General features: G+C 65.8%; 17 protein-coding genes. 12 read left to right on the top strand and 5 right to left on the bottom strand.

Annotated features, from left to right (window positions below; all coding sequences use genetic code 11):
- Nucleotides 1–390: 390 nt before the first annotated feature.
- From ACQGNJ_RS06325 to ACQGNJ_RS06310, 4 genes are all read left to right on the top strand, one after another.
- Entirely contained in the window at nt 391–1,992 is a 1,602-nt protein-coding gene (locus ACQGNJ_RS06325; RefSeq protein WP_426688392.1) for a peptide chain release factor 3, read from the top strand.
- A 77-nt stretch (nt 1,993–2,069) separates the two neighbouring features.
- Nucleotides 2,070–2,975 (top strand): CPBP family intramembrane glutamic endopeptidase, encoded by a 906-nt coding sequence (locus ACQGNJ_RS06320; RefSeq protein WP_426688391.1) that lies wholly within the window; start codon nt 2,070–2,072, stop codon nt 2,973–2,975.
- A gap of 118 nt (nt 2,976–3,093) precedes the next feature.
- Complete coding sequence (locus ACQGNJ_RS06315) at nt 3,094–6,762, top strand: response regulator (protein ID WP_426688390.1); 3,669 nt, start codon at nt 3,094–3,096, stop codon at nt 6,760–6,762.
- Nucleotides 6,763–6,879: 117 nt separating this feature from the next.
- Entirely contained in the window at nt 6,880–7,875 is a 996-nt protein-coding gene (locus ACQGNJ_RS06310) for a diguanylate cyclase domain-containing protein (protein WP_426688389.1), read from the top strand.
- A gap of 45 nt (nt 7,876–7,920) precedes the next feature.
- On the opposite strand, the gene ACQGNJ_RS06305 is transcribed toward ACQGNJ_RS06310, so the two are convergent.
- Together ACQGNJ_RS06305 and ACQGNJ_RS06300 are read right to left on the bottom strand one after the other, a co-directional pair.
- Entirely contained in the window at nt 7,921–10,380 is a 2,460-nt protein-coding gene (locus ACQGNJ_RS06305; protein ID WP_426688388.1) for an acyl-CoA dehydrogenase, read from the bottom strand.
- 9 nt (nt 10,381–10,389) lie between these two features.
- Nucleotides 10,390–11,307, bottom strand: coding sequence for an alpha/beta fold hydrolase (locus ACQGNJ_RS06300; protein ID WP_426688387.1), 918 nt, complete (start codon nt 11,305–11,307; stop codon nt 10,390–10,392).
- A 137-nt stretch (nt 11,308–11,444) separates the two neighbouring features.
- Here ACQGNJ_RS06300 and ACQGNJ_RS06295 point away from each other — a divergent pair, with 137 nt between their 5' ends.
- The 5 genes from ACQGNJ_RS06295 (at nt 11,445) to ACQGNJ_RS06275 (ending at nt 15,955) form a co-directional block, all read left to right on the top strand.
- Nucleotides 11,445–12,023 carry a TetR/AcrR family transcriptional regulator gene (locus ACQGNJ_RS06295; protein WP_426688386.1) on the top strand — a complete coding sequence of 193 codons (579 nt, stop codon included), beginning with the start codon at nt 11,445–11,447 and terminating at the stop codon, nt 12,021–12,023.
- A 73-nt stretch (nt 12,024–12,096) separates the two neighbouring features.
- Entirely contained in the window at nt 12,097–13,929 is a 1,833-nt protein-coding gene (locus ACQGNJ_RS06290; protein ID WP_426688385.1) for a phosphoenolpyruvate carboxykinase (GTP), read from the top strand.
- A gap of 120 nt (nt 13,930–14,049) precedes the next feature.
- Nucleotides 14,050–14,595, top strand: coding sequence for an RNA polymerase sigma factor (locus ACQGNJ_RS06285; RefSeq protein WP_426688384.1), 546 nt, complete (start codon nt 14,050–14,052; stop codon nt 14,593–14,595).
- The gene (locus tag ACQGNJ_RS06280) at nt 14,592–15,035 is read left to right on the top strand and encodes a hypothetical protein (protein WP_426688383.1); all 444 of its coding nucleotides are present in this window, start codon (nt 14,592–14,594) and stop codon (nt 15,033–15,035) included. The genes ACQGNJ_RS06285 and ACQGNJ_RS06280 overlap by 4 nt, the downstream gene beginning before the upstream one ends.
- A gap of 17 nt (nt 15,036–15,052) precedes the next feature.
- Entirely contained in the window at nt 15,053–15,955 is a 903-nt protein-coding gene (locus ACQGNJ_RS06275; protein WP_426688382.1) for a DUF4097 family beta strand repeat-containing protein, read from the top strand.
- Nucleotides 15,956–16,064: 109 nt separating this feature from the next.
- Here the strand turns inward: ACQGNJ_RS06275 and ACQGNJ_RS06270 are convergent, their stop codons facing one another.
- Entirely contained in the window at nt 16,065–16,976 is a 912-nt protein-coding gene (locus ACQGNJ_RS06270) for a hypothetical protein (RefSeq protein WP_426688381.1), read from the bottom strand.
- Nucleotides 16,977–17,222: 246 nt separating this feature from the next.
- Here ACQGNJ_RS06270 and ACQGNJ_RS06265 point away from each other — a divergent pair, with 246 nt between their 5' ends.
- Nucleotides 17,223–20,123, top strand: coding sequence for a bifunctional diguanylate cyclase/phosphodiesterase (locus ACQGNJ_RS06265; RefSeq protein ID WP_426688380.1), 2,901 nt, complete (start codon nt 17,223–17,225; stop codon nt 20,121–20,123).
- Between the two features lie 6 nt (nt 20,124–20,129).
- Here ACQGNJ_RS06265 and hslO read toward each other — a convergent pair whose 3' ends face one another.
- Nucleotides 20,130–21,029 (bottom strand): Hsp33 family molecular chaperone HslO, encoded by a 900-nt coding sequence (gene hslO / locus ACQGNJ_RS06260; RefSeq protein ID WP_426688379.1) that lies wholly within the window; start codon nt 21,027–21,029, stop codon nt 20,130–20,132.
- A gap of 79 nt (nt 21,030–21,108) precedes the next feature.
- Between hslO and mtgA the strand changes: the two genes are divergently transcribed.
- Together mtgA and ACQGNJ_RS06250 are read left to right on the top strand one after the other, a co-directional pair.
- Nucleotides 21,109–21,849 carry a monofunctional biosynthetic peptidoglycan transglycosylase gene (gene mtgA / locus ACQGNJ_RS06255; RefSeq protein WP_426688378.1) on the top strand — a complete coding sequence of 247 codons (741 nt, stop codon included), beginning with the start codon at nt 21,109–21,111 and terminating at the stop codon, nt 21,847–21,849.
- A 125-nt stretch (nt 21,850–21,974) separates the two neighbouring features.
- Nucleotides 21,975–22,403 (top strand): CBS domain-containing protein, encoded by a 429-nt coding sequence (locus ACQGNJ_RS06250; RefSeq protein ID WP_426688377.1) that lies wholly within the window; start codon nt 21,975–21,977, stop codon nt 22,401–22,403.
- 38 nt (nt 22,404–22,441) lie between these two features.
- On the opposite strand, the gene ACQGNJ_RS06245 is transcribed toward ACQGNJ_RS06250, so the two are convergent.
- Nucleotides 22,442–23,704, bottom strand: coding sequence for an NTP/NDP exchange transporter (locus tag ACQGNJ_RS06245; RefSeq protein WP_426688376.1), 1,263 nt, complete (start codon nt 23,702–23,704; stop codon nt 22,442–22,444).
- Between the last annotated feature and the right edge of the window lie 31 nt (nt 23,705–23,735).

The following is a 23,735-nucleotide window of genomic DNA, read 5'->3' as shown; positions in this document are numbered from 1 at the left end:
CACACAGGAGGGCATCTACGCGCTCTACTTTGCCCACCATCGACTGATGGAAATTGACCTGGGTAAAACGGCCTAAACTGTTACCCATGTCCTGGTACATGTGTCACCCATGTCTCCGGTCCATACAGCCACACAGAGAAAGGTGGCTCGAGCGCCGAAGGCGCACGAAAGCTCTTGCTTTCGGATCGTTACACGACCCATGGAACCGCCAAAGACGCTGGACCCCAGCTTTCGCTGGGGTGACGATCCAGCGAGTAGAAGCGATGTGGCCAGAGTGCGCCGTCAGGTGCCTTTTGCTGGCTGGTAGCCGGCGCAGCGGAACCCACCAACCCGGGCCCATCTCAGATCCAAGCTACAATTAGCGGTTCGCGCTCCAGCCGACCCCTGCCCATGCCCACCCACCTCCAAGAAACCCGCCGCCGCCGCACCTTCGCCATCGTCAGCCACCCTGACGCGGGCAAGACCACGCTGACCGAAAAGCTGCTGCTGTTCGGTGGCGCGATCCAGATGGCCGGCTCGGTGAAGAGCCGCAAGACGGCGCGGCACGCCACCTCGGACTGGATGGCGCTGGAGAAGGAGCGCGGGATTTCGGTGACCTCGTCGGTAATGCAGTTTCCGTACGAAGGCAAGATCGTCAACCTGCTCGACACGCCCGGACATGCGGACTTTTCCGAGGACACCTACCGCGTGCTGACCGCGGTGGATTCGGCGCTGATGGTGATCGACTGCGCCAAGGGCGTGGAGGAGCGCACGATCAAGCTGATGGAGGTGTGCCGGCTGCGCGACACGCCGATCATGACCTTCATCAACAAGCTCGACCGCGAGGGCCGCTCGCCGATCGAGCTGCTGGACGAGGTGGAGTCGGTGCTGGGCATTGCCTGCGCCCCGCTGACCTGGCCGATCGGCATGGGCAAGCGACTGAAGGGGGTGTATCACCTGGCACTGGACGAGGTGCACATCTTCGACGCCGGCAAGAATTTCACCCGGCAGGACTCGACCATCTTCAAGGGGCTGGATGCACCGGGCCTGCTGGAGCGGATCGGCGAGGAGGCGATGCGCGAACTGCGCGAGGAACTGGAGCTGGTGCAAGGCGCCGCACCGTCGTTCGACCTCGACGAATACCTGGCCGGCAAGCAGACGCCGGTGTTCTTCGGCTCGGCGGTGAACAGTTTCGGCGTGCAGCTATTGCTGGATTTCTTCGTGGAGAACGCGCCCTCGCCGCAGCCGCGCGACACCACCACGCGCGCGATCCAGCCGGAAGAAGAAAAGCTGTCCGGCTTCGTGTTCAAGATCCAGGCCAACATGGACCCGGCGCACCGCGACCGCGTGGCCTTCATGCGCGTGTGCTCGGGCACCTACAACGCGGGCATGAAGATGATGCAGACGCGCACCGGCAAGGAAGTGCGCATCGCCAATGCGCTGACCTTCATGGCCAGCGATCGCGAGATCGTCGAGACCGCCTACCCGGGGGACGTGATCGGCCTGCACAACCACGGCACCATTACCATCGGCGACACCTTCACCGAAGGCGAGATGGTCAACTTCACCGGCATCCCGAACTTCGCGCCGGAACTGTTCCGCCGCGCGAGGCTGCGCGACCCGCTGAAGATGAAGGCGCTGCAGAAGGGCCTGGCACAATTGAGCGAGGAAGGTGCCACCCAGTTCTTCCGGCCGCTGATGTCGAACGACCTGATCCTGGGCGCGGTCGGCGTGCTGCAGTTCGAGGTGGTCGCCTACCGGCTGAAGGACGAGTACAACGTCGACGCCAGCTTCGAACCGGTGACCGTGAGCACCGCGCGCTGGGTGCACTGCGATGACGAGAAGAAGCTGGACGAGTTCCGCGAGAAGAACGCGATGAACCTGGCCATCGACGGTGCCGGCGAACTGGTCTACATCGCGCCGACGCGGGTCAATCTGCAACTGGCGCAGGAGCGCTGGCCGCAGGTGCGCTTTGCCAACACGCGCGAGCACGCGGCGGCCGTCGAGGTCTGAGCTTCGCCACGCGCCCACTGGGCAGGTCGCCCGCGGACGGCTAATCTGCGCTGATTCCAACCGGGGGAAACCAGCGCATGCCGCAGTCATCGATCGCTTTCGTCACGCCCGCCGACGCGCCGACATGGAAGCGCCGGCTGCTGTATTCACCGCTGGCGCGCATCGTGATCTTCATTGCGCTGTTCATCGCGCTGAGCTTTGTCATCGGTGGCGCGTTGCACCTGCTGGGCTGGGGCAAGGCTTCGCCGCCGCTGCAACAGGCCGTCGCGCAGTTGGCGGCGCGCGCGCTGATCCCGCTGCTTGCCTACCTGATCCTGGTGAAATGGATCGAGCGCCGCCGGATCAGTGAACTGGCGCCTGCCTCGCTGATTCCCCAGGGCCTGCTTGGCCTAGCGTTCGGCGTGCTGCTTTTCAGCGCCGTGGTCGGCGTGCTCTATCTGCTGGGCAGCTACCACGTGACCGGCACCAACCCGGATGCAGCGTGGCTGCCAGCGCTGCTGGTGGTGGGACTGGGCGCCGGCATCGGCGAGGAGATCATGTTCCGTGGCGTGCTGTTCCGCATCGTCGAGGAAGGCCTGGGCACCTGGTGGGCGCTGGCCATTTCGGCGCTGTTCTTCGGCGCGGTGCACCTGGGCAATCCCGGCGCCACGCTGTGGAGTTCGATGGCGATCGCGATCGAGGCCGGCCTGCTGTTCGGCATGCTGTACCACGTGACCCGCTCGCTGGCGCTGTGCATGGGCCTGCACGCGGCGTGGAACTTCACCCAGGGCACGATCTACGGCATTCCGGTTTCCGGCACCGACGCCGACGGCTGGCTGGTCTCCACCCGCAGCGGCCCGGACTGGCTCAGCGGCGGCGTGTTCGGCGCCGAGGCTTCGGTGGTCGCGCTGGCGCTGTGCACGCTGTGCACGCTGGGCCTGCTGGTGATTGCGCTGCGGCGCGGCTCGATCGTGCCGTTGCGTTCGCAAGCCAGGCGGGCTTGACGGCTGGCCTGGCGCTGAATCCGCGGCGGCGCCGAACTGGGGTTTGCCCGCCGCAGCGACTACCCTGTAGCTGCGGCCACCGGCCTGGTGGCCCACTCACTCGGTAAAGGACGCCGTCATGGCCCCGATCAGCGCGCCGCAGACCAACCCTCCAAGGAAGAATTCCTGGCTGGCCAACCAGCCATTGCAGCGCAAGATGATGCTGGCCATCGGCTTGCTGCTCAGCCTGTTCCTGCTCGCCAACCTGATCACCCTGGATTCGCTGCAGAAGCAGAAAACCACGCACCACTGGGCCAGCCATGCCTATCAGGTGCTGCTGCAGATCGACACCGTGCAGCGCGCTGCGCAATCCAGCCAGACCGGCGCGCGTGGCTTCCTGCTGTCGGCGACGCCGAGCGAGCTGGAGCTGTTCAACCGGTCCAACGAGGAACTCGATCGGCGCCTCGTCGAACTGCGCCAGCTGCTGGTCGACGATGCGTTGCAGCAGACCCGGCTGGACACGATCCAGTCGATGGCGACGCGCTGGCGCCAGGAAGTACTGGACCGCGCCATTGATCCGCTCAAACGGCTGGACCTCACTGCCGCGGGCGCCAACCTGGAACGGCAACGGATCCAGCGCGACTACATGCAACACCGCACCGTGCGTATGGACGATATCTCCGCCGTGCTGGACCAGATGGCCGGCGAGGAGAGCCGGCTGCTGGACCAACGCAACCACCAGCTCGACCTGACCCTCAGCAGGACCAAGGCGATCAACGGGCTGGCCATCGTGCTGGGCATCCTGCTCGGCATCACCGTCATCCGGTTGACCTCGCAACTGGTGATCCGGCCGTTGCGCCGGCTCACCGACCAGATGACGCAGCTGTCCAACCACGACCACGATTTCGAGATCCGCCGCCTGAATCGCCGCGATGAAGTGGGCGAGATCGCGCGCGCCCTGCAAGTCTTCAAGCAGATGTCGCTGGATACCGATGCGCGCGCGTGGATTCGCTCGCAGGTGGCGGACATCTCCCAGGTGCTGCTGCAGGCCACCACGCACAAGGACTTCGCCCAGTGGCTGACCAGCGAGGTGGTGCCGCTGTGCAACGCCGGGCTGGGACTGTTCTACTCGTTCGACGACGCGCGCCACCGACTGGACCTGCTGGGCAGTTACGGACTGCGCCTGAACCATCGCTCCGCCGACCAGTACATGCCCGGCGAAGGGCTGGTCGGCCAGTGCGCGGTGGAACGCAAGCCGATCATCCTGGATGAGGTGCCCGACAACTACCTGCGGATTGACTCGGGCAGTGGCGAGGCCTTGCCCAGACACATCGCGATCCTGCCGCTGATCTATCGCGAGACCCTGATCGGCGTGCTGGAAATGGCCAGTTTCGCGCCGGTCACCGCCTTGCAGCAGCAGTTGCTGGATGAGCTGCTGCCGATCGTGGCGCTGGCGCTGGAGAATCTCAACCAGGCCGTGCATACCCAGGACTTGCTGCAGCAGACGCAGGAGCAGGCCGACGAATTGCGCCTGTCCGAACTGGTGATGCGCCAGCAGAAGGAAGTGCTGCACGAAAGCAATGAAACCCTGCGGGTGAAGACCACCGAGCTGGAAGAGCAATCGCGACGGCTGATCGCATCGGAGGAAGAGCAGCGGGTGCAGGCCGAGGAGCTGCGCTCTTCCAACGACGAGCTGCGGGACATGACCGAGAGCCTGAACCGGCAGAAAGTGGTGCTGGAGGACCTGCAGCGCGATACCGAAGAAAAGGCCGCCGAACTGGCGCGCGCCAGCCAGTACAAGTCGGACTTCCTGGCCAACATGTCGCATGAACTGCGCACACCGCTGAACAGCCTGCTGATCCTGTCGCGCAGCCTGGCCGACAACGACACTGGCAATCTCGATGACGAGCAGATCGAATCGGCACGGATCATCCATGACGCCGGCAACAGCCTGCTGCACCTGATCAACGACATCCTCGACCTGTCCAAGGTCGAGTCCGGCAAGATGGAGCTGGTGGTCGAGGAGGTGTCCCTCGCCGAACTGGGCAAGCGGCTGCAGCGAACCTTTGCCCATGTCGCCACCGACAAGCGGCTGGGCTTCGAGGTGTCGATCGACACCGACTTGCCGGCAACCCTGGTCACCGACGGCGGCAAGGTGGAGCAGATCGCCAACAACCTGCTGAGCAACGCATTCAAGTTCACCGTCCGCGGTTCGGTGGACCTGCATATCGGCCGGGCGCAGGCGGAACTGGCGGTGCCCGCCGCGCTCGCCGGCCAGCCATTGCTGGCCATCACGGTGAGCGATACCGGCATCGGCATCCCGCCGGACAAGCTCGAGCGTGTCTTCAATGCGTTCGAGCAGGTCGACGCCAGCACCAGCCGCCAGTTTGGTGGCACCGGCCTGGGCCTGGCCATTTCGCGGCGGATGGCCCAGCTGCTTGGCGGCGACGTGGTGTTGCACAGCCAGAGCGGACGCGGCAGCCAGTTCACCTTGCTGCTGCCGGAGTCACCGCCACTGCCGCTGCCCGTCAACGAGCCGGCGGAACAGGCTGCCAGCCAGTCGGGGCGGCGCGTCACCACGCCCTTGCTGCTGCCCACGCCGAGCGTTCGAATCGAAGACGACCGCCACACGCTGCTGCCGGGCCAGGTCACCATCCTGGTGATCGAGGACGATCCGGCCTTCGTGCGCATCCTGATCGACATGATCCACCGCAAGGGCTATCGGGCACTGGCCGCGATGGACGGCGAATCGGGCCTGCAACTGGCGCGCGCGCATCATCCGTCAGGCATCCTGCTGGACGTCTCGTTGCCGGTGATGGACGGCTGGACGGTGCTGGACCGGCTCAAGGTGGACGCGGTCACGCGCTCGATCCCGGTGCACTTCGTATCGGCCAGCGACGTCGGCAGGCGTGGCATGGAACGCGGCGCGATCGGCTTCCTGACCAAGCCGGTCAGTCGCGAGTCGATCACGCAGGCACTGGATCGCCTGCTGCATTTCGGCGAAGGCCAGCACCGCCGCGTGCTGGTGGTGGAAGACGACGACGCTTCGCGCAAGGCGATCCAGATCACGCTGCGCGCCCACCACGTGCAGGTGGATGAAGCGGCTTCCGCGGAGGATGCGCTGCCGAAGATCGCCGAGGTCGACTACGACTGCATCGTGCTGGATCTTGGCCTGCCCGGCATGTCCGGGCTGGAATTGATGGAACACCTGTCCGCCGCTGCCGACGCGATGCCGCCGGTGGTGGTGTATTCCGGGCGCGAGCTCGATCCGCAGGAGCACCTCAAGCTTCGCCAGTACGCCGATGCCATCGTGCTCAAGGGCGCCCGTTCCAGCGAACGCCTGCTGCAGGAAGTAGGCAACTTCCTGCGCGAGATTCCGCACCCTGCCCCGACTGCACCGACGGAGGAGGCCTCGCCTGTTGCGCTGGCCGGTCGCCGCGTGTTGCTGGTGGATGACGACATGCGCAACCTGTTCGCCCTGTCCAAGGTGCTGCGCGGCTGGGGACTGCAGGTGAGCATGGCGCAGGATGGCTACAAGGCACTGCGCGCACTGGAAACCGAAGCCCGGCCCGACCTGGTGCTGATGGACATCATGATGCCGGGCATGGACGGCTACGCGACGATCCGGGCCATTCGCGAACAGGCCGGTTTTGCGGCGCTGCCGATCATCGCGGTGACCGCCAAGGCAATGACCGGCGACCGCGAAACCTGCCTGGAGATGGGCGCCAACGACTATCTCTCCAAGCCGATCGACCTCGACCAGCTTGCCGGCATGGTGCGCACCTGGCTGCCTGCCGCGCCAGCCTGACCGGCGCGACTCCCACCACAACGGCGCAAGCTTCAGCGCCGGAGGCGGACGCATCCCGGCGACATCGGTTAGGGTTGTCCCCGGAAGCCATGGAATGGCCGGAGGAACAGAACCTTGATGACGCCGAAAATCCTGATCGTCGATGACACCCGGGCGAACCTGGTGGCGATGCGCCGCCTGCTTGCACACAGCGGCGCGCAGTTGTTCGAGGCCGCCAGCGGCAACCAGGCGCTGGCGCTTTGCCTGGATCACGAATTCGCGCTGATCCTGCTCGACGTCAACATGCCCGACATGGACGGTTTCGAGGTGGCCAGCCTGCTTGCTGAAACCGACCAGCTGAACCAGACGCCGATCATCTTCGTCACCGCCGCCTATGCCGACGACATGAACCGGCTCAAGGGTTACCACTCCGGCGCGGTGGACTACATCGCCAAGCCGATCAACGACCAGATCCTGCAGTCCAAGGTGCGTGTGTTCCTTGAACTGTATTCGGCGCGCATGAAGCTGCGCGAGGCGATGGCCGAGCTGGCCGAGCGCAATGGGCAACTGCATCGCGAGATCGCCGAACGCAAGCTGGTCGAAAGCATGGTGCGCCACCAGGCCAGCCACGATCCGCTGACCGGCCTGCCGAACCGGGCGCTGTTCCATGACCGGCTGCACGGTGCGATCCAGCGCGCCAACCGGCATCACTGCCGCTTCGCGCTGGCCTGCATCGATATCGACGGTTTCAAGGGCGTCAACGACAGCCACGGCCACGCCGCCGGCGACGCCCTGCTGCAGCAGATCGCCGCCCGCCTGCCGATGCACCTGCGCGGCAACGACACGGTGGCCCGCCTGGGTGGCGACGAATTTGCCCTGGTGCTGGAGGAGATCGACGAGCCGCAGATGGCGCTGCAATTGTGCGAGAAACTCTGCGCGGCACTGGGCGAGCCGTACCACCTGCAGGTGAACGGAAAATCGATCGAATTGTGCATCAGTGCCAGCATCGGCATTGCGCCGTATGCGCCCACCGAACACGCCGACGCCGCGGAACAACTGATGCATGCGGCGGACAACGCGATGTACGAGGCCAAGCGCAGCGGCAAGAACCGCTGCGTGTTGACGACGCCGTGAGCAGGGCGACGCCACCCGCACGGGTGGCGTTGCCACGTTGCAAACTTACAGGCCGGCCGAATTCACCGGGCGAATCTTGAACGCGCGCAATTCGTCGGTATCGAAGTCGTCCACCGAGATGAACTCGAACACGCCTTCGCGCACGCGCCGAAGCAGCGCCGCCTCGGCGTCGGAGATCACCCCGGCCTGCTGCGCCTCGGCCAGTTGCCCCAGGTAGTCGTGCGATTTGAACTGGCCCGATTTCAGCGCCTTGCCGAACTTTCGATCCACCGGCTCGGCGGCAATCACGTCGGGCAGCAAGGCCTTCATGCGGCCGATCGTGTTGTTCGGCGTGGGCGTGGTGTAGACCCAGGCGGTGAGGCGATCCAGCGCCTCGTTCGGCGCGGTGAGCAAGGCGGCCACCCGTCGACCCAGACGATCCGACGGCGGTACTTCGCGCCGACCCAGCGGGAACACCAGTGCGCGCAACAGCCACGCCACCGGACGCACCGGGAAGTTGCGGATCGCGCCATCCAGCGCATTCTGGATCAGCCACATGCACTGGTGGAAACCCCAGGCCAGGAACGGACGATCCGCTTCCGGCCGGCCGTTGTCCTCGTACTGCTTGAGCATGGCGCTGGCGATGTACAGATAGCTCAGCACGTCACCCAGGCGCGCGGACAGTTTTTCCTTGAACTTCAGCTTGCCGCCGAGCACGCCCATGAACACGTCCGCGCACAGCGCCAGCGCGGCGGAGTAGCGGTCGAGCTTGCGGTAGTAGCGACGCGTATAGGCGTCACCCGCGGTTTCGCCGATGCTGGCACCACTCAGGCCCATCGCCAGGCTGCGCACGGCGTTGGAGATGCCGAAGCCGATGTGGCCGAACAGCAGGCGATCGAACACCTTCAACTGCTCGCCGCGGTCGGCGATCGACAGCGCCTGCATTTCCTTCAGCACGTATGGATGGCAGCGGATCGCGCCCTGACCGAAGATCATCAGGCTGCGCGTCATGATGTTGGCGCCTTCCACCGTGATCGCGATCGGCACCGACGACCAGCCCCGCCCGGCGTAATTGCTCGGCCCGAGTTGCACCGCCTTGCCGCCGTGCACGTCCATCGTGTCGCTGGCGATCTGCCGCGCCCATTCGGTGGCGTGGTATTTGGCGATCGCCGATGGCACCGCCGGTTTTTCGCCGCGGTCGACCGCCGCGGCGGTGGCCCGCGACAGCGCCGCGGTGGCGTAGGTCAGGCCGCCGATCCGCGCCAGCGCTTCCTCGACGCCCTCGAATCGCGCCACGGCCAGGCCGAACTGCTTGCGCATGCGTGCATACGCGCCGGTGGCCAGCGCCGAGGCGCGCATGCCGCCGGTGGCGTTGGACGGCAGCGAGATGGCGCGACCCACCGACAGGCATTCGACCAGCATGCGCCAGCCATGGCCGGCCATCTGCGGACCGCCGATCAGCACCGACAACGGCGCGAACACGTCCTTGCCGCGCACCGGCCCGTTCTGGAACGGGATGTTGAGCGGGAAATGGCGACGGCCGATCTCCAGCCCGGGCGTCGAACGCGGCAGCAGCGCCAGGGTGATGCCGAGGTCTTCCTTGTCGCCGAGCAGGTGCTCCGGATCGAACATGCGGAAGGCCAGGCCGACCACGGTGGCGACCGGCGCCAGCGTGATGTAGCGCTTGTCGAAGTCGAGCTTGATGCCCAGCGTCTCCACGCCATCGACGATCTGCCTGCAGACGATGCCGGTGTCGGGAATCGAGGTGGCGTCGGAGCCGGCGTACGGACCGGTCAGCGCGAAGCACGGAATCTCCTCGCCCACCGCCAGCCGCGGCAGGTAGTGGTTCTTCTGCTCCTCGCTGCCGTAGTGCAGCAGCAGCTCGGCCGGCCCGAGCGAGTTCGGCACGGCCACCGTCGAGGCCACCGTGGCCGACATGCTGTTGAGCTTCTGCAGCACCGCCGAATGCGCCAGCGCGGAGAACTGCAGGCCGCCGTACTGCTTGGGGATGATCATGCCGAAGAAGCGGTTCTGCTTGATGAACTGCCACACGTTCGGCGGCAGGTCGGCCAGCTCGTGGGTGATCTGCCAGTCGTCGATCATCGCGCACAGCTGTTCCACCGGACCGTCGAGGAAGGCCTGCTCCTCGACGCTCAACTCCGGCTTCGGCTGCTTCAGCAGTTCATGCCAGTCCGGCTTGCCCGAGAACAACTCGCCCTCGAAGCCGACGGTGCCGGCTTCGAGCGCGGTCTGCTCGGTCTCCGACAGCTTCGGCGTGACCTTGGCGAACATCTTCAGCAAGGGCGCGCTGATCTGCCGGCGACGAAAGTCCACCAGCAGCAGCGGCACGGCAATCAGCAGCTCGATGATCAGCAGGATCGCGGTGGTCCACGGGGCATGCACCAGCAGCCCCACCACCAGCGTGGTGACGATGGTGACGATCGCCCAGGTACGCAGGCTGGTGCGGTGATAGGCGCAGGCACCAGTGGCAATCAACGCCGCCAGCAGGGTCAGTAGCACGGACATCTCAACACCTCATTGCGATTGAACGCCGCCGGCGGTGCGCCGGTCGACGGGTAGTGAAGCAAGACTCTGCACGAAGCGCTCGACTTCACGCGTGAAAGCATCATTGGCGTCGCCCGCCACCATGTGCGTGGCGTGCGGCAACTCGACATGTTCGGCATGCGGCACCAGCTGCAGGAATTCGTCGACCGTGGCGCGCGAGACCACGTCGCTGCGGGCGCCGGAAAGCAGCAGCACGGGCACCGCGATCTTCTTCGCGGCAGCCTGCAGGCGCGGCTGGTAGCGTTCGCTTTCCTGCACCAGGTCGCCGGCCAGCAGGGTCGGGTCCCAGTGCCAGCGCAGCCGGCCGTCGGCACCTTCGCGCAGCAGCGGGCGCAACTGCTGTTCGCTCTTGCGTTCGCGGCGCTGCGGCAGGTAGGCGGCAATCTGTTCGGCCGCGTCGTCGTAATGGTCGAAGCCGTCCGGGTGCGCCTGCATGAAGGCGAGGATGCGTTCCACGCCGGCGGTTTCCCAGCGCGGCGTGATGTCGACCAGCACCAGTGCGCGAAACGGCGAGGGATGGATCTCGCCGGCCAGCACCATGCCGAGCAGGCCGCCCATCGAGGCGCCGATCAGGATCGGCGGCTGCGGCTGCGCGGCCGCCAGCCGCAGCAGATCGTCGGCAAACTGATCCATGTGATAGCCGCCGGCATTCGCGTCGGCGGCGATGCGGTCGCTCTCACCGTGGCCGCGACTGTCGAAGGTGACGCAGCGGCACCCGGCCTCTGCCAGCGCCGTTGCCGCACCGGTCCAGGCATGACGGGTCTGGCCGAAGCCATGCGCGAACAGCAGGGTGGGATTGCCGTCGGCATGCAGCGTTTCCACCGCCAGATCGAGATCAGCGACGGGGAAGCGACGAAAGCTGGCAGGCGGGCGACTGGACTGAACCATACGTCAGAGTATGGATTGCCTCGCCGAACGCCGTCAACCGTGCGCTGAGGTGCGGGCCGTCGAGGATATTTTCCCGTCCATTCAGCACGATGGCCCGCACACATTACAAATGCACGGCGTCTGGCTACCATACGGACATGAATGTAAGCAGCAAGCCAGAACGCACCCGGCTGTCGGCCGAAGATTGGGAACTTGCCGCCCTGCAGTTGATCGCCGAACAGGGCGTGGGTGCACTGGCCGTGGAGGCTCTTGCCCGCCAGCTCGGCGTGACCAAGGGCAGCTTCTACTGGCACTTTCGCACCCGCGAAGCGCTCCTGCATGCGGCGCTGGAACGCTGGGAACAGTACGGCGAACGCGAGGTTCTCGGCCAGATCGAGCAGATCAGTGACCCGCGCAAGCGCCTGCCGGAACTGTTCCGCCGGGTCGCCCACGAATTGCAGCCGCACCGCGTGTATGCGGCGCTGCTCAAGGCGCTGGATCATCCCCAGGTGGTGCCGGTGATGGCGCGCGTCTCGCAGCGACGAATGGAGTTCCTGAACACGGCGTACTGCGAATCCGGCCTGCCCGCGGAGCAGGCGTTGAACCGCGCCCGCCTGACCTATGCCGCCTATGTCGGTTTCCTGCAGCTCAACTTCACCCTGGGTCTGCCGCGGCTGAATCTGGAAGAGTTCGACGCCTACGTCGAACACATGATCGCGACGCTGATTCCGGCCTGATCGGCACCGTGGCAAGCCCGGACGGCGCCATCTGGCGCCGTCTTTGTTGCGCCAAGCCTTGCAATACCAGTGCTTGCAAACTACCGTTTCCGATCAATTTTTCAAAAAACCTCACGAGGATACGATGGCCAGCAAGCTGGAAGCGCTCGCGCAATGGGTCGATGAAGTTGCCGCCCTGACCCGCCCCGCGAAAATTCACTGGTGCGACGGCTCGGATGCCGAATACCAGTCCCTGGTGCAGCAGATGCTGGCCGACGGCACCCTGATCGAACTGAACCAGCAGACCCATCCCGGCTGTTACCTGCACCGCTCGCATCCGACAGACGTGGCCCGCGTCGAACACCTCACCCTGGTCTGCCACCCGGACCAGCAAGACACCGGCCCGAACAACCACTGGATGGATCCGGTCGAGGCGCACGCGAAGATCGACGCACTGTTCGATGGCTGCATGGAAGGTCGCACGCTGTACGTGATCCCGTACTGCATGGGCCCGATCGACTCGCCGCTGTCGCGCTGCGGGGTGGAGATCACCGACAGCCCCTACGTGGTCGCCAACATGAAGATCATGACCCGCATGGGCGCCGCCGCGCTGGCGCGGATCGAGCGCGAAGGCTCCTTCGTCAAGGGCCTGCACTCGAAGGGCGAGCTCGATCCGGAGCGCCGCTGGATCATGCACTTCCCGGCCGAGCTATCGATCAAGTCCTATGGTTCCGGCTACGGCGGCAACGCGCTGCTGGGCAAGAAGTGCCACGCCCTGCGCATCGCCAGCCACCAGGCGCGCACGGAAGGCTGGCTGGCCGAGCACATGCTGATCGTGGGCATCGAGAACCCGCAGGGCGAGACGCATTACATCGCCGCCGCTTTCCCCTCGGCCTGTGGCAAGACCAACCTGTCGATGCTGATTCCGCCGGAAGGCTATCTGCGCGATGGCTGGAAAGTGTGGACGATCGGCGACGACATCTGCTGGATGCGTCCCGGCGCGGATGGAAGGCTGTACGCGATCAACCCGGAAGCCGGTTTCTTCGGCGTGGCACCGGGCACCAGCGACGCCACCAACCACAACGCCATGAAGAGCATCGCGCACGACACCATCTTCACCAATGTCGCCGTCACCGCCGACAACCAGCCGTGGTGGGAAGGCCTGCCCGGCACCCCGGTCACCGACTGGCAGGGGCGTCCCTATGACCCGGCCAACGGCCCCGCCGCGCACCCGAACTCGCGCTTCACGGTCAGCGCGAAGCAGTGCCCGACCTGGTCGCCGATGGCCGAAGCCGCCGAAGGCGTGCCGATCAGCGCCATCGTGTTTGGCGGCCGCCGGCCCTCGCTGCTGCCGCTGGTGATGGAAGCGCGCGACTGGAGCCACGGCGTGCTGATGGGCGCTGCCATGGGCTCGGAAACCACCGCCGCGGCCACCGGCGCAGTCGGCGTGCTGCGGCGTGATTCGATGGCGATGAAGCCGTTCTGCGGTTACCACTACGGCGACTACTTCGCGCACTGGCTGTCCTTCGACCAGCCCGGCGCCAAGCTGCCGAAGGTCTTCCACGTCAACTGGTTCCGCAAGGGTGCCGACGGCAAGTTCCTGTGGCCGGGCTTTGGCGACAACCTGCGCGTGCTGGAATGGATGATCAATCGCGCCGAAGGCCGGCTGGCCGGCGTCGAAACGCCGATCGGCATCGTGCCCGCCGCGAGCGAGCTCGAAGTGGAAGGGCTCCCGCTGGATCGGGCCCGGCTGGACGAGCTGCTGGAGATCGACCAGGCCGGCTGGCAGACCGAGCTTGCCGCCATCGGCGAGTATCTGGAGAGCTTTGCTCCGCAGCTGCCCGCGCGTCTGCGCCGGGAACAGCAACGCGTGGCGGCCGCGCTCGACAGCGCCGACCAGCCGCGCCGCGAAGCCGCCACTTCCTGAGGCGACCGGGTCGCGGACCGCCCCTCGACGAGGGCGGTCCGCGATGCTTCAAACCCTTTTGCGCGACCGCGCATCCAAGCTGGCAAGATGATCGCCACCTGCCCTGCCTCCGGAAGCACGATGTCGCCTGCGTCAGCGGGAATCAACGACACTGATGACGTGCGCGCGGCCGCCGCCGGCGACCGCCACGCGTTCCAGCGGCTGTACCGGCTGCACGTCGGTCGCGTGCATGGCGCGGTCTACCGGCTTGCCGGCTACGACCACGCCCGCGCCGAGGACCTGACCCAGGACGCGTTCGTGCGCGCCTGGCAGAAACTTCCCGGCTTCCGTCATGAGAGCGCGTTTGGCACCTGGCTTTACCGGCTCGCGGTGAACTTGGCCTTGATGGACATCCGCGCCCGTGGCGCCGACCCGGTCAGCATGGTGGATGAGGATCAACTGCCGGACGCCGGCACGACACCTTTCTGCTCAGCCGAGCGTGAGGAACTGGAGCATGCCATCGGCAAGTTGCCGCCACGGGCGCGTGCGGTGCTGGTACTGCACGACGTCGAAGGCTGGAAACACGAGGAAATCGGCAGCGAACTGGGCATGGCGGTCGGCACGTCGAAAGCACAACTGCATCGTGCGCGCGGCCTGCTGCGCAAGGCACTGGGAGAACACTCATGAATGAATTCGAATGGCGCCGACAGATGCGCGAACTGCGCCAGCCACGGCTGCCGCCACGCGATCTCTGGGCCGGCATCGAAGCGGCGCTGGATGAAACAGGGCACCACAACGGGGCAGCAGATGCGCGCCAACCGCCGCAGCGTCGACGCTGGCTGTTCGGTGTCGTGCTGGCAGCTTCGCTGGTGCTGGCCGCCGGCATCGGCTGGCATGTCACGCGGACTCCAGCGAGCCCGGCATCCACCACGTTCGCCTCGAATGCCTCCCCGTGGAAACCTTCTGATCCGCGCCTCAGCGGCGCCGCGATCGAGCTGGATGCCGCCCACATGGAGCTGCTGCTGGCGATCCAGCAGGCGCCGAACTCGCCCGCGTTGCAACGCCTGCTCGGTCGCACCGAACAGCAACAGACCGAACTTCGCCAACTGGCCAACCAGCCAGGCTGATACTTGAAGGAACACGCATGAATACCGTCCGCTATCTTCCATTGTTGCTGTGCTTCTGCATCGGCCAGGCCCTGGCCGATACGCCGATCCAGTTGCGCCACGACGCCACGGCGACGGCCAGGGTCAGCATCAGCAATGTTGCCGGCACGGTGAACGTGATCGCCTGGGATCGCAACGAAGTGCAGGTCACCGGGCGTCTCGGCGACGGCGCCAAACCCCTGGCGATCACTGGCGACAATGGCCACCTAGAGATCAAGGTCGAGCCGCAAGGCGGCTCGGGCTGGTTCAACTGGGGTGGCGACAGCAGGATGGGCGCCACGACGCTGGAGCTGCATGTGCCCAAAGCCGCCTCGCTCGAGGTCGACGTGGTCAGCGCCCCGCTGCTGATCGACGGCATGGACGGCGGCAGCATCGAGGTCAACACCGTGAGCGGCAAGGCGCGCATCAACGCGCGCACCCCGTCGCTGAAGGTGGACAGTGTCAGTGGCGGCATCGAGCAAGCCGGCCACGCCGAACAGGCCGACCTGCAGACCGTGAGCGGCGATATCCTGGCGCCGTCACTAGGCAATCGCGTCGAGCTGCAAACCATCTCCGGCCGGATCCAGGCCAACGGGGGACCGTGGCAGAAGCTCACGCTCAGCACCGTCTCGGGCAATGTGCAGTTGAACGGCGGACTGACCGCCGGCGGCAGCATCGACATCGACAGCATGAGCGGCGACGTGCAACTGCAGGTTCCTGCGAACACGAATGCGCACCTGCACGCCAGCAGCTTCAGCGGCAACTTGCGCAGCGATTTCGGCACCCCGACACAGCCTGAACACGGCCCCGGCAGCTCGCTCGAAGCCAGCCTCGGCACCGGCCAGGGCAAGATCAATGTCGAGACGTTCAGCGGCGACCTGCGCGTGCGTCGGCAGGACTGAACAAGTCAGTCCCGCACGGCTTTCAAGCCCTGATCGCCAAAACGAAAACGCCGTCGCGCAAGCGACGGCGTTTTTGCGATGGGACGTCTCGCGCGGTGCGCCCCGCCGCTCAGAGATCCTGATGGTACTGCACGTACGGCGTGCGCGACTGGTCCGGCTCGGGGCCAGCCGGCGTATTGGCTGGCGCACCGGACGACCACAGGTTCTGCGCGCCAACGCTCAACGAGCCGCGCCACGGCAGGCGCCAGGTCACGCCCAGATCGATGCTGTTCCAGCGGCGATCGGCATTCAGGTCACCGGGAATGGCCACCTGCGGCTGCATCGTGCGGCCGGTCAGCACACCGCTCAACGAACCATGGTCGACACCGAAACTCAGCGCCTTCTGGTCCAGTGTATCGACGCCGAGCAGATTGCCGGGCAGCAGATGGATGCGGCCCACGCTGGCGCCCAGATCGATGCCGCTCTTGCTGCCCAGCGCCAGGCGGCCGCGGGCATTGAACTGTGCACTGTTGTCGAAACTGGCCAGACCATCCACACCGGGTGCCGCACCCGGCAGCACCCGCGGCAACACATTGCCTGCGTTCGGCACGCTGTTGGTGCCCACGCTGACGCCCACGCTGTAGCGACCCGCCTGGTAGGTGGCACCCACTTCGCTGCCACGCAGGCGCTGGCCGGCATGCGTCCAGGAAAGCTCGCTCACTTCGGCATGCGCCTGCAAGCGCGGGCCAAGTCCGTACTCCACGCCGGTGGTCATGACGGTAGAGCCGTCGACTACCCGCAGCGCCAGTGGCGAATGACTTCCCATGGCTTCGGCTGCACTGCTGCGCTCGGTCTTCAGCGACAGCACGTGGCCATCGGCGGTCCGCCACAACGGCATCAGCGTGCCTGCTTCGGCCTGAAAAACCGGTGCCGACGGCTGCGCAAGCAGGCTTTCAGCCACCTGATTGTCCGCGCCCGCGGACTGGCCCGCCGCGGCAAGCGGCAGCAAACAGGTCAGCAGGAGGACGGAAAGGCGGCGCATGCTCGGAAACCGATAGCTCACTCAAGAGAAGGAAACGCATGTAGGGCCGAAGTGTACCCCGTTTTACGTTTTACTAACACCCTGAAAAACAGCTGCAATGCACACATTTCGGAGTCAGCAAGGTCATTCGACCCTCCAGCGACAGCGGGGTTCCCCGCGCCGGCGCTGGCGGCCGGGCGCGCTTACACGATATAAAGGCGTGTCATCTCGGTTCAGCCAGGTCGTCCCGGAAGCAGCCTTAGCACCATGAGCGCCACACCGACGATCCGTCCCGCATCGTCACCTCCGGTGGCGCGGGATCCTGCGGCCTTGCATGCGGCGGTGGAACGCCTGTTCGAAGCGACGGACGCGGCTGCCGTGATGGAGATTTGCGAGCTGACCCTGACCAGTTTCGGCGTCCAGGGCCATCTGCGCTGGCGCCGCCGGGACGAGCAGGCCGCGCATCTGGCCGGTCAACTGGACCTCGCCGAAGACCCGCAAGTTCCACGCACCCTGATCCTCGAAAGGGTCGAGCTGCCGTTGGCCGAAGTCGTGCGTGACCAACTGGAATGGCTGGGGCGGCTGGCCGACATCCGCTTGCGCCAACTGGCCGAAACGAGTCGGCTGTACGAAGCCATTTCGCGCCTTGCGCTGGCCGAACGGTTGCAGCGAGCGCTCTACGCGATTGCCGAACAGGCCGGTGCCGGGCAGGACATGCCCGAGATGATGCGCTCGCTGCACGCCATCGTCAGCAGCCTGATGTATGCCGAGAATTTCTACATCGTGCTGTACGACGCTACCACCGACTCGGTCCGTTTCCCCTATTACGTCGACATCGCCGATACCGACCCGCCGCCGCCGGACCAGAACCTGCCGCTGCACGAAATGCTGCACAGCCTGACCTGGAACCTGCTGCAGGAAGGGCGGCCGCTGATGGGCTCCATCGACGAGCTGAAACAGCAGTTCGGCGACCGTTTCGTGCTGGTTGGTCCCAGTTGCGAACACTGGCTCGGCGCGCCGCTGTTGCGCGCCGGTCGCGTCGTCGGCGGTATCGTGATGCAGAGCTACCGGGCGGACACCCACTATTCGCGGCACGACCTGGACTTGCTCAACTATGTGGCCCAGCATGTGCAGACCGCGCTGGAACGGCGCGAGGCACATATCGAGCTGGGGCGTCGGGTCACCGACCGCACCGCCGCGCTGCGTGAGGCGAACCGCGTGCTGCGCCAGCAAGTGCTGCAGCGGCAGCGCGGCGAGCGGCTGCAGGCTGCCCTGTTCCGGATCGCCGAACTGGCCAATACCGCCGAGAGCCTCGACAAGTTCTACGCCGCGACGCACCAGGTGATCAGCGGTCTGCTGTATGCGCGCAACTTCTATATCGCGCTGGTAGACGAGGAAAACGACCTGCTCACCTTCCCGTATTCGGTGGACGAGGTCGACAACGTGCGCCCGCCCCGTGCGCACGGCCGCGGCGCCACGGAATATGTGTTGCGCCACGCCAAGCCGCTGCTGGCCACGCCGACCGAGATCGATAGGCTCAGCGCGCTCGGCGAGATCAGTCATTTCGGCGCACGCTCGTTATGCTGGCTCGGCGTACCGCTGATCTGGAACGGCAAGGCCACCGGCGTGCTGGCGCTGCAAAGCTATTCGCCGGAACATACCTACAACGAGCGCGACCAGGAACTGCTGACCTTCGTCAGCTACCACATCGCCAACGCACTGCAGCGCAAACAGGCCGCGACCTCGCTCAAGCATGCGTATGCCGGACTCGAACGCCGCGTCACCGAACGCACCCGCGCACTGGCGCTGGCCAATCGCGACCTGCGCGAACAAATCGCCGAGCGGGAGCGGGTCGAGCGGCGCCTGAAGTACGAGACGCTGCACGATTCGCTGACCGGCCTGCCCAATCGGACCTTGCTGCTGCAGCGGCTCGACCAGGCGATGCAGCGCTACGTCGCCAATCCGAACGAGCAGTTCGCCGTGCTGTTCATCGACCTGGATCGTTTCAAGGTGATCAACGACTCGGTCGGCCACCTGGTCGGCGACGATCTGCTGTTCCAGGTCGGCGGGCGGATCCGCGCCTGCCTGAAGACGCGCGACGTGGTCGCGCGCCTGGGTGGCGACGAATTCGCGGTGCTGCTGGAGGGCATCGTGGACACCGCCAAGCCGATGCTGATCGCCGACCGGATCATCAGCGAGCTGCAGACGCCGTTCCGCCTCGGCACCAAGGAAATCTTCACCTCGGCCTCGATCGGCATTGCATTGTCCGGCCCGCACTACCGCCAGCCCGAGGAACTGCTGCGCGACGCCGACGCGGCGATGTACAACGCAAAAGACGGCGGGCGCCATCGCGCGGCGATGTTCGACGACCGCCTGCGCCGCGAGGCGCTGTCCCTGCTGGACATGGAAAGCGACCTGCGCCACGCGCTCAGCCGCAACGAATTCGAGCCCTTCTACCAGCCGATCGTGGAGCTCTCCGACGGACGCGTCACCGGTTACGAAGCCCTGCTGCGCTGGCACCACCCCGAGCGCGGCCTGCTGTCACCGGGCGATTTCCTGCTGATCGCCGAGGAATGCGGCTGCGCCGAGGCGATCGACTGGCAGATCTTCGAGCAGGTGTGCACCCAGGCGGTGCGCCTGATCGGCGAGGAAGGCTTCATCAGCATCAACGTGTCCGGCCGGCATTTCCGCTCGGCCGACCTCGATCTGCGGCTGCTGGCGCTGTTCGACCAGTACGCCGTGCCCACGCGCTGCATCCGCATCGAGGTGACCGAACACGCGCTGCTGGAGAATCCCACCCAGGTCAAGCAGATGCTGCAAAACCTGCGCAGCCACGGCGTGGGCATTGCACTGGACGATTTCGGTACCGGCTACTCCTCGCTCAGCTATCTGCACCAATATCCATTCGAGACATTGAAGATCGATCGTTCCTTCATCACCGAACTGCCCCGGGACGATGCCGAGACCCAGGGCCTGGCGCTGGTCCGGGCCATCCAGGTGCTGGCCGACTCGCTGCAGATGAAGGTGATCGCCGAAGGCATCGAGGAAGAGACCCAGAGGCAGGCATTGCTGCGCGTGGGCTGCCGCTACGGCCAGGGCTTCCTGTTCGCTCGGCCGCAGCCCGCCAGTACCTGGCTCAGTGTGGAAAAGCCGTTGCTGCTGGCGTAAGCCGTTTCATTGCGCGGTGTCCGGCGCGGCTGGCGCGGCACTGTCACTGAGCAGATGTTCGGCGTCGATCCGATCGAAGTGATAGCGCTGCGCACAGAACTCGCAGATCACCTCGATCTCGTTGTCACGTGCCAGCAAGGCCGCTTCCACTTCGTCGCGACCCAGTGAACGCAGCATCGCACCGACCCGCTCGCGGCTGCAGCTGCAGCCGAAGGCCAGCGACCGCGGCTCGAACAGACGCACCGACTCCTCGTGGTAGAGGCGATACAACAAGGCCTCCGGCGCGCTGGTCAGCAGCTCTTCGACGCCGAGGGTGGCGGTGAGATGGACCACGCGATTCCACGCATCCTCGTCATGCACGGCATCCACGCCGCCCTCGCTGGGCATTTTCTGCAACATCAGCCCGACCGCATGTTCGCCATCGGCCGCGAGCACGATGCGCGCCGGCAACTGTTCGGAGTGGACGAAATACGCTTCCAGCGACCCGGCCAAATCTGCCTGCCGGATATCGACCAGGCCCTGGTAGCGCTGGCCCCGATCCAGGTTGCCAATGGTGATTGCCATGACCGCGTCGGGCAGCGCATCCAGCGCCAGCGGCGTCGGCAAGGGCTCGTTCCAGCGGGCCAGTCCGCGCAACTGTCCCTGATCGTTGCACTCGGCAAACAGCAGGCGCAGCGCACCGGAGCTTTTCAGTTCGAGCGACAGCGCGCCATCGAGCTTGATGTTGCCGGTCAGCAGGGCACTGGCCGCCAGCGCCTCGCCCAGCAACGCATGCAATGGCGGCGGGTATGCCGCGCGACTGGCCACGTCACGCCAGGCAGGTCCCAGCCGCACCAGGCTGCCGCGCACACCGGCGCGTTCCAGCAGGAAGCGATGCAACACGTCTTCGCCAGGCAGGTTTTCCACAGTCGTGATCCCGTTTTGATCCAATCGGCCGACATGGGGTCGCCACGACGCCAGGACAACGCCCCGTATACTTTCATCCATGCCCAAACTGTTCAGTCGCCCCCCGCTGCGCCACCTGTTGCGAGCCATCGCCATCCTCCTGCTCGGCTGGCTGGCGCTGAGCTGGCTGCTGGTGCTGGTGCTGCGCTTCGTGCCGCCATGGACCTCGGCCATCATGCTGGAGCGGCAGCTCGGCGCCCTGGTGCGTGGCGAAAAGGACTTCCATCTGCGCCAGCACTGGGTGCCATGGAAGCAGGTATCCAGCTGGGTGCCGCTGGCGATGGTGGCCGGCGAGGACCAGAAATTCCCCTACCACCACGGCTTCGACCTCGACTCGATCCAGAGCGCACTGGATGCGGCCGACGACGGCAAGCGCCTGCGCGGGGCCAGCACGATCAGTCAGCAGACCGCCAAGAACCTGTTCCTGTGGAACGGCCGCAGCTTCGTGCGCAAGGGGCTGGAGGCGTACTTCACCGTATTGATCGAGCTGACCTGGCCGAAGCGGCGCATTCTCGAGGTGTACATGAACATCGCCGAGCTGGGCGACGGGGTTTACGGCATCGGCGCGGCCAGCGACCTCTACTTCCACACCACGCCAGCGCGCCTGAGTCCGGCCCAGGCCGCCCGCCTGGCCGCGGTATTGCCCAGCCCGCGCCGGCTGCATGTGGATCGGCCCAGTGCCTACGTGCAACGCCGCACGAACTGGATCCAGCAGCAGATGTACCAACTGGGCGGGCCCGGCTATGTGGACGGCCAGGCGCCCGCGCGTCCGCCCCGTTGAACAACCGTGGCGATCCCGTTGCTTCCGTTTCCGCCCCGCTTCACAAGTTCACTACACGCGCCGCAGATGGCGGCGCTAGACTCGATCCCGGACGGCCCGCCCCGTGGCCGAATGGGGACCCGCGCATGAGTCAGGTCAAACATCTGCTGCAAGGCAAGGGCAATGCGATTTACCGCGTTGCACCGGAAACCCCCGTGCTCGAGGCGATCAAGCACATGGCCGAACATCGCGTCGGCGCGCTGCTGGTGATGCATGGCGAAAAGCTGGTCGGCGTGATGTCCGAGCGCGACTACGCCCGCAAGGTCATCCTGCAGGGTCGCTCCTCATCGCAGACCGCGGTGTCCGACATCATGAGCGGCAATCCGCTCACCGTGGGCCCGGACACCGACGTATTCGATTGCATGCGTCTGTGCACCGACAGTCGCATCCGGCATCTGCCGGTGGTCGAAGGCGACCGGGTGATCGGCGTGATCTCGATCGGCGACCTGGTCAAGGCGGTGATCGATGCGCAGGCCGAACAGATCGAACACCTGGAGCGATACATCACCAGCTAGGCCGGGATTCGGGATTCGGGATTCGGGAGAGCATCGATTCAAACCGATGCTTTTGCAGCTGCGTCCACGGGCGTGTGGTCTTCCGGCGCCAGGTCGGGCGACCAGCCGGCACGCCGGGCCACCATCGCCGCCAGCGTGGCGACGCCGACACCGGCCAGGGCCAGGCCGCCGACGCCCCAGCCCAGTCCCCGCAGTCCGCTCACCGCGCTGGTCACCACCACGTCACCGAAGCGCCAGACCGCCGTCTCGACGAAGTTCTTTCCCTTGTAGCGCGTCTCGCGCGGCACCCGCGTATACAGCGCGTCCACCGCCGGTTTGGTCATGCCGTAGGCGAAGCCACGCGTAGTCACGATCATCACCGCCAGCAGCGGCACGCTGTAGCCAAGCAGCAGCAGATTGCCACCGCCGATCAAGGCCACGCCTGCCAGCAGCAGCACGTTCACCAGCGCGGGCAGCAGCAGACCCCAGCCGGCGCCATGGCGGATCAGCAGCCAGCGGGTCAGGCTCAGCTGCAGCAGCGCACCGAGCAGGTTGGTGGCCAGGTCGAGGTCGTTGTAGAACGCCGTGCGCGCCAGGGTATCGGTGAAATGCGCCTTCGCATAGTCCGCCACCAGCGCATAGGCCAGCGTGCCGATGCCGTCGCCGAACAACATCAGCAAGGCCATGTAACGCAGGAACGGACGCGACCACAGTTCCTTGATGCCTGCCCACAGCGAGCCCCCGATGACCTCCTCACCATGACTGCCCGGCTGCCGGTCATGGTTGGCCGAAAGCCGCAGCAGCAAGGCCAGCGACAATCCCAGCGCCAACGCCGAAACCAGCAGCAGGGGCGCCACGCCGATCAATTGCACCAGCAGTTTGGTCACCAGCGGGCCGAAGATCGCGCCGCCCATGCCGCCCAGCGCGATCAGCGAAAACACCTGGCGCGCGTTGCCGCTGTTGAAGATGTCGGCCATGAAGCTCCAGAACAGCGACACCACGAACAGGTTGAACACGCTGATCCAGACGAAGAACACCACGCCCAGTTCGCGCGCGCCAATGCGCTCCTGCGCCATGAACGCGGGTACAAACGCGAGCAGGCACGCGATGAAGAAGCTGTAGCTCCAGCCAAGCAACTGCCGGCGCGGAAAACGCGCCACCAGCAGGCCGAACACCGGCGTCAGCAGCAGCATCACCACGAACACCGCACCATAGAACAGCGGCAGCGACTGCGAGCCCACTGCCCCGCTCAGCTGATTCCCGACTGGCCGGATGATGTAATACGAAGTCATCACGAAGAAGAACGCCAGCGCTGACAGCATCGGCGCCGAGTCTTGTTTTGAATTGGCAGGA

This window comes from Rhodanobacter ginsengiterrae (genome assembly GCF_050026815.1).
GTDB lineage: Bacteria > Pseudomonadota > Gammaproteobacteria > Xanthomonadales > Rhodanobacteraceae > Rhodanobacter > Rhodanobacter ginsengiterrae.
The sequence above is the reverse complement of the archived record's forward strand: the minus strand, read 5'-3'. Positions and strand labels throughout refer to the sequence as shown.

Excerpts from the sequence above, each read along its gene's own strand:
- ACQGNJ_RS06325 (WP_426688392.1), top strand. The coding sequence starts at position 391 with ATGCCCACCCACCTCCAAGAAACCCGCCGCCGCCGCACCTTCGCCATC.
- ACQGNJ_RS06250 (WP_426688377.1), top strand. The coding sequence starts at position 21,975 with ATGAGTCAGGTCAAACATCTGCTGCAAGGCAAGGGCAATGCGATTTAC.
- mtgA (WP_426688378.1), top strand. The coding sequence starts at position 21,109 with ATGCCCAAACTGTTCAGTCGCCCCCCGCTGCGCCACCTGTTGCGAGCC.
- ACQGNJ_RS06305 (WP_426688388.1), bottom strand. The coding sequence starts at position 10,380 with ATGTCCGTGCTACTGACCCTGCTGGCGGCGTTGATTGCCACTGGTGCC.
- ACQGNJ_RS06245 (WP_426688376.1), bottom strand. The coding sequence starts at position 23,704 with ATGCTGTCAGCGCTGGCGTTCTTCTTCGTGATGACTTCGTATTACATC.
- ACQGNJ_RS06280 (WP_426688383.1), top strand. The coding sequence starts at position 14,592 with ATGAATGAATTCGAATGGCGCCGACAGATGCGCGAACTGCGCCAGCCA.
- ACQGNJ_RS06310 (WP_426688389.1), top strand. The coding sequence starts at position 6,880 with ATGACGCCGAAAATCCTGATCGTCGATGACACCCGGGCGAACCTGGTG.
- ACQGNJ_RS06270 (WP_426688381.1), bottom strand. The coding sequence starts at position 16,976 with ATGCGCCGCCTTTCCGTCCTCCTGCTGACCTGTTTGCTGCCGCTTGCC.
- ACQGNJ_RS06265 (WP_426688380.1), top strand. The coding sequence starts at position 17,223 with ATGAGCGCCACACCGACGATCCGTCCCGCATCGTCACCTCCGGTGGCG.
- ACQGNJ_RS06300 (WP_426688387.1), bottom strand. The coding sequence starts at position 11,307 with ATGGTTCAGTCCAGTCGCCCGCCTGCCAGCTTTCGTCGCTTCCCCGTC.
- ACQGNJ_RS06275 (WP_426688382.1), top strand. The coding sequence starts at position 15,053 with ATGAATACCGTCCGCTATCTTCCATTGTTGCTGTGCTTCTGCATCGGC.
- ACQGNJ_RS06285 (WP_426688384.1), top strand. The coding sequence starts at position 14,050 with ATGTCGCCTGCGTCAGCGGGAATCAACGACACTGATGACGTGCGCGCG.
- ACQGNJ_RS06315 (WP_426688390.1), top strand. The coding sequence starts at position 3,094 with ATGGCCCCGATCAGCGCGCCGCAGACCAACCCTCCAAGGAAGAATTCC.
- ACQGNJ_RS06320 (WP_426688391.1), top strand. The coding sequence starts at position 2,070 with ATGCCGCAGTCATCGATCGCTTTCGTCACGCCCGCCGACGCGCCGACA.
- ACQGNJ_RS06295 (WP_426688386.1), top strand. The coding sequence starts at position 11,445 with ATGAATGTAAGCAGCAAGCCAGAACGCACCCGGCTGTCGGCCGAAGAT.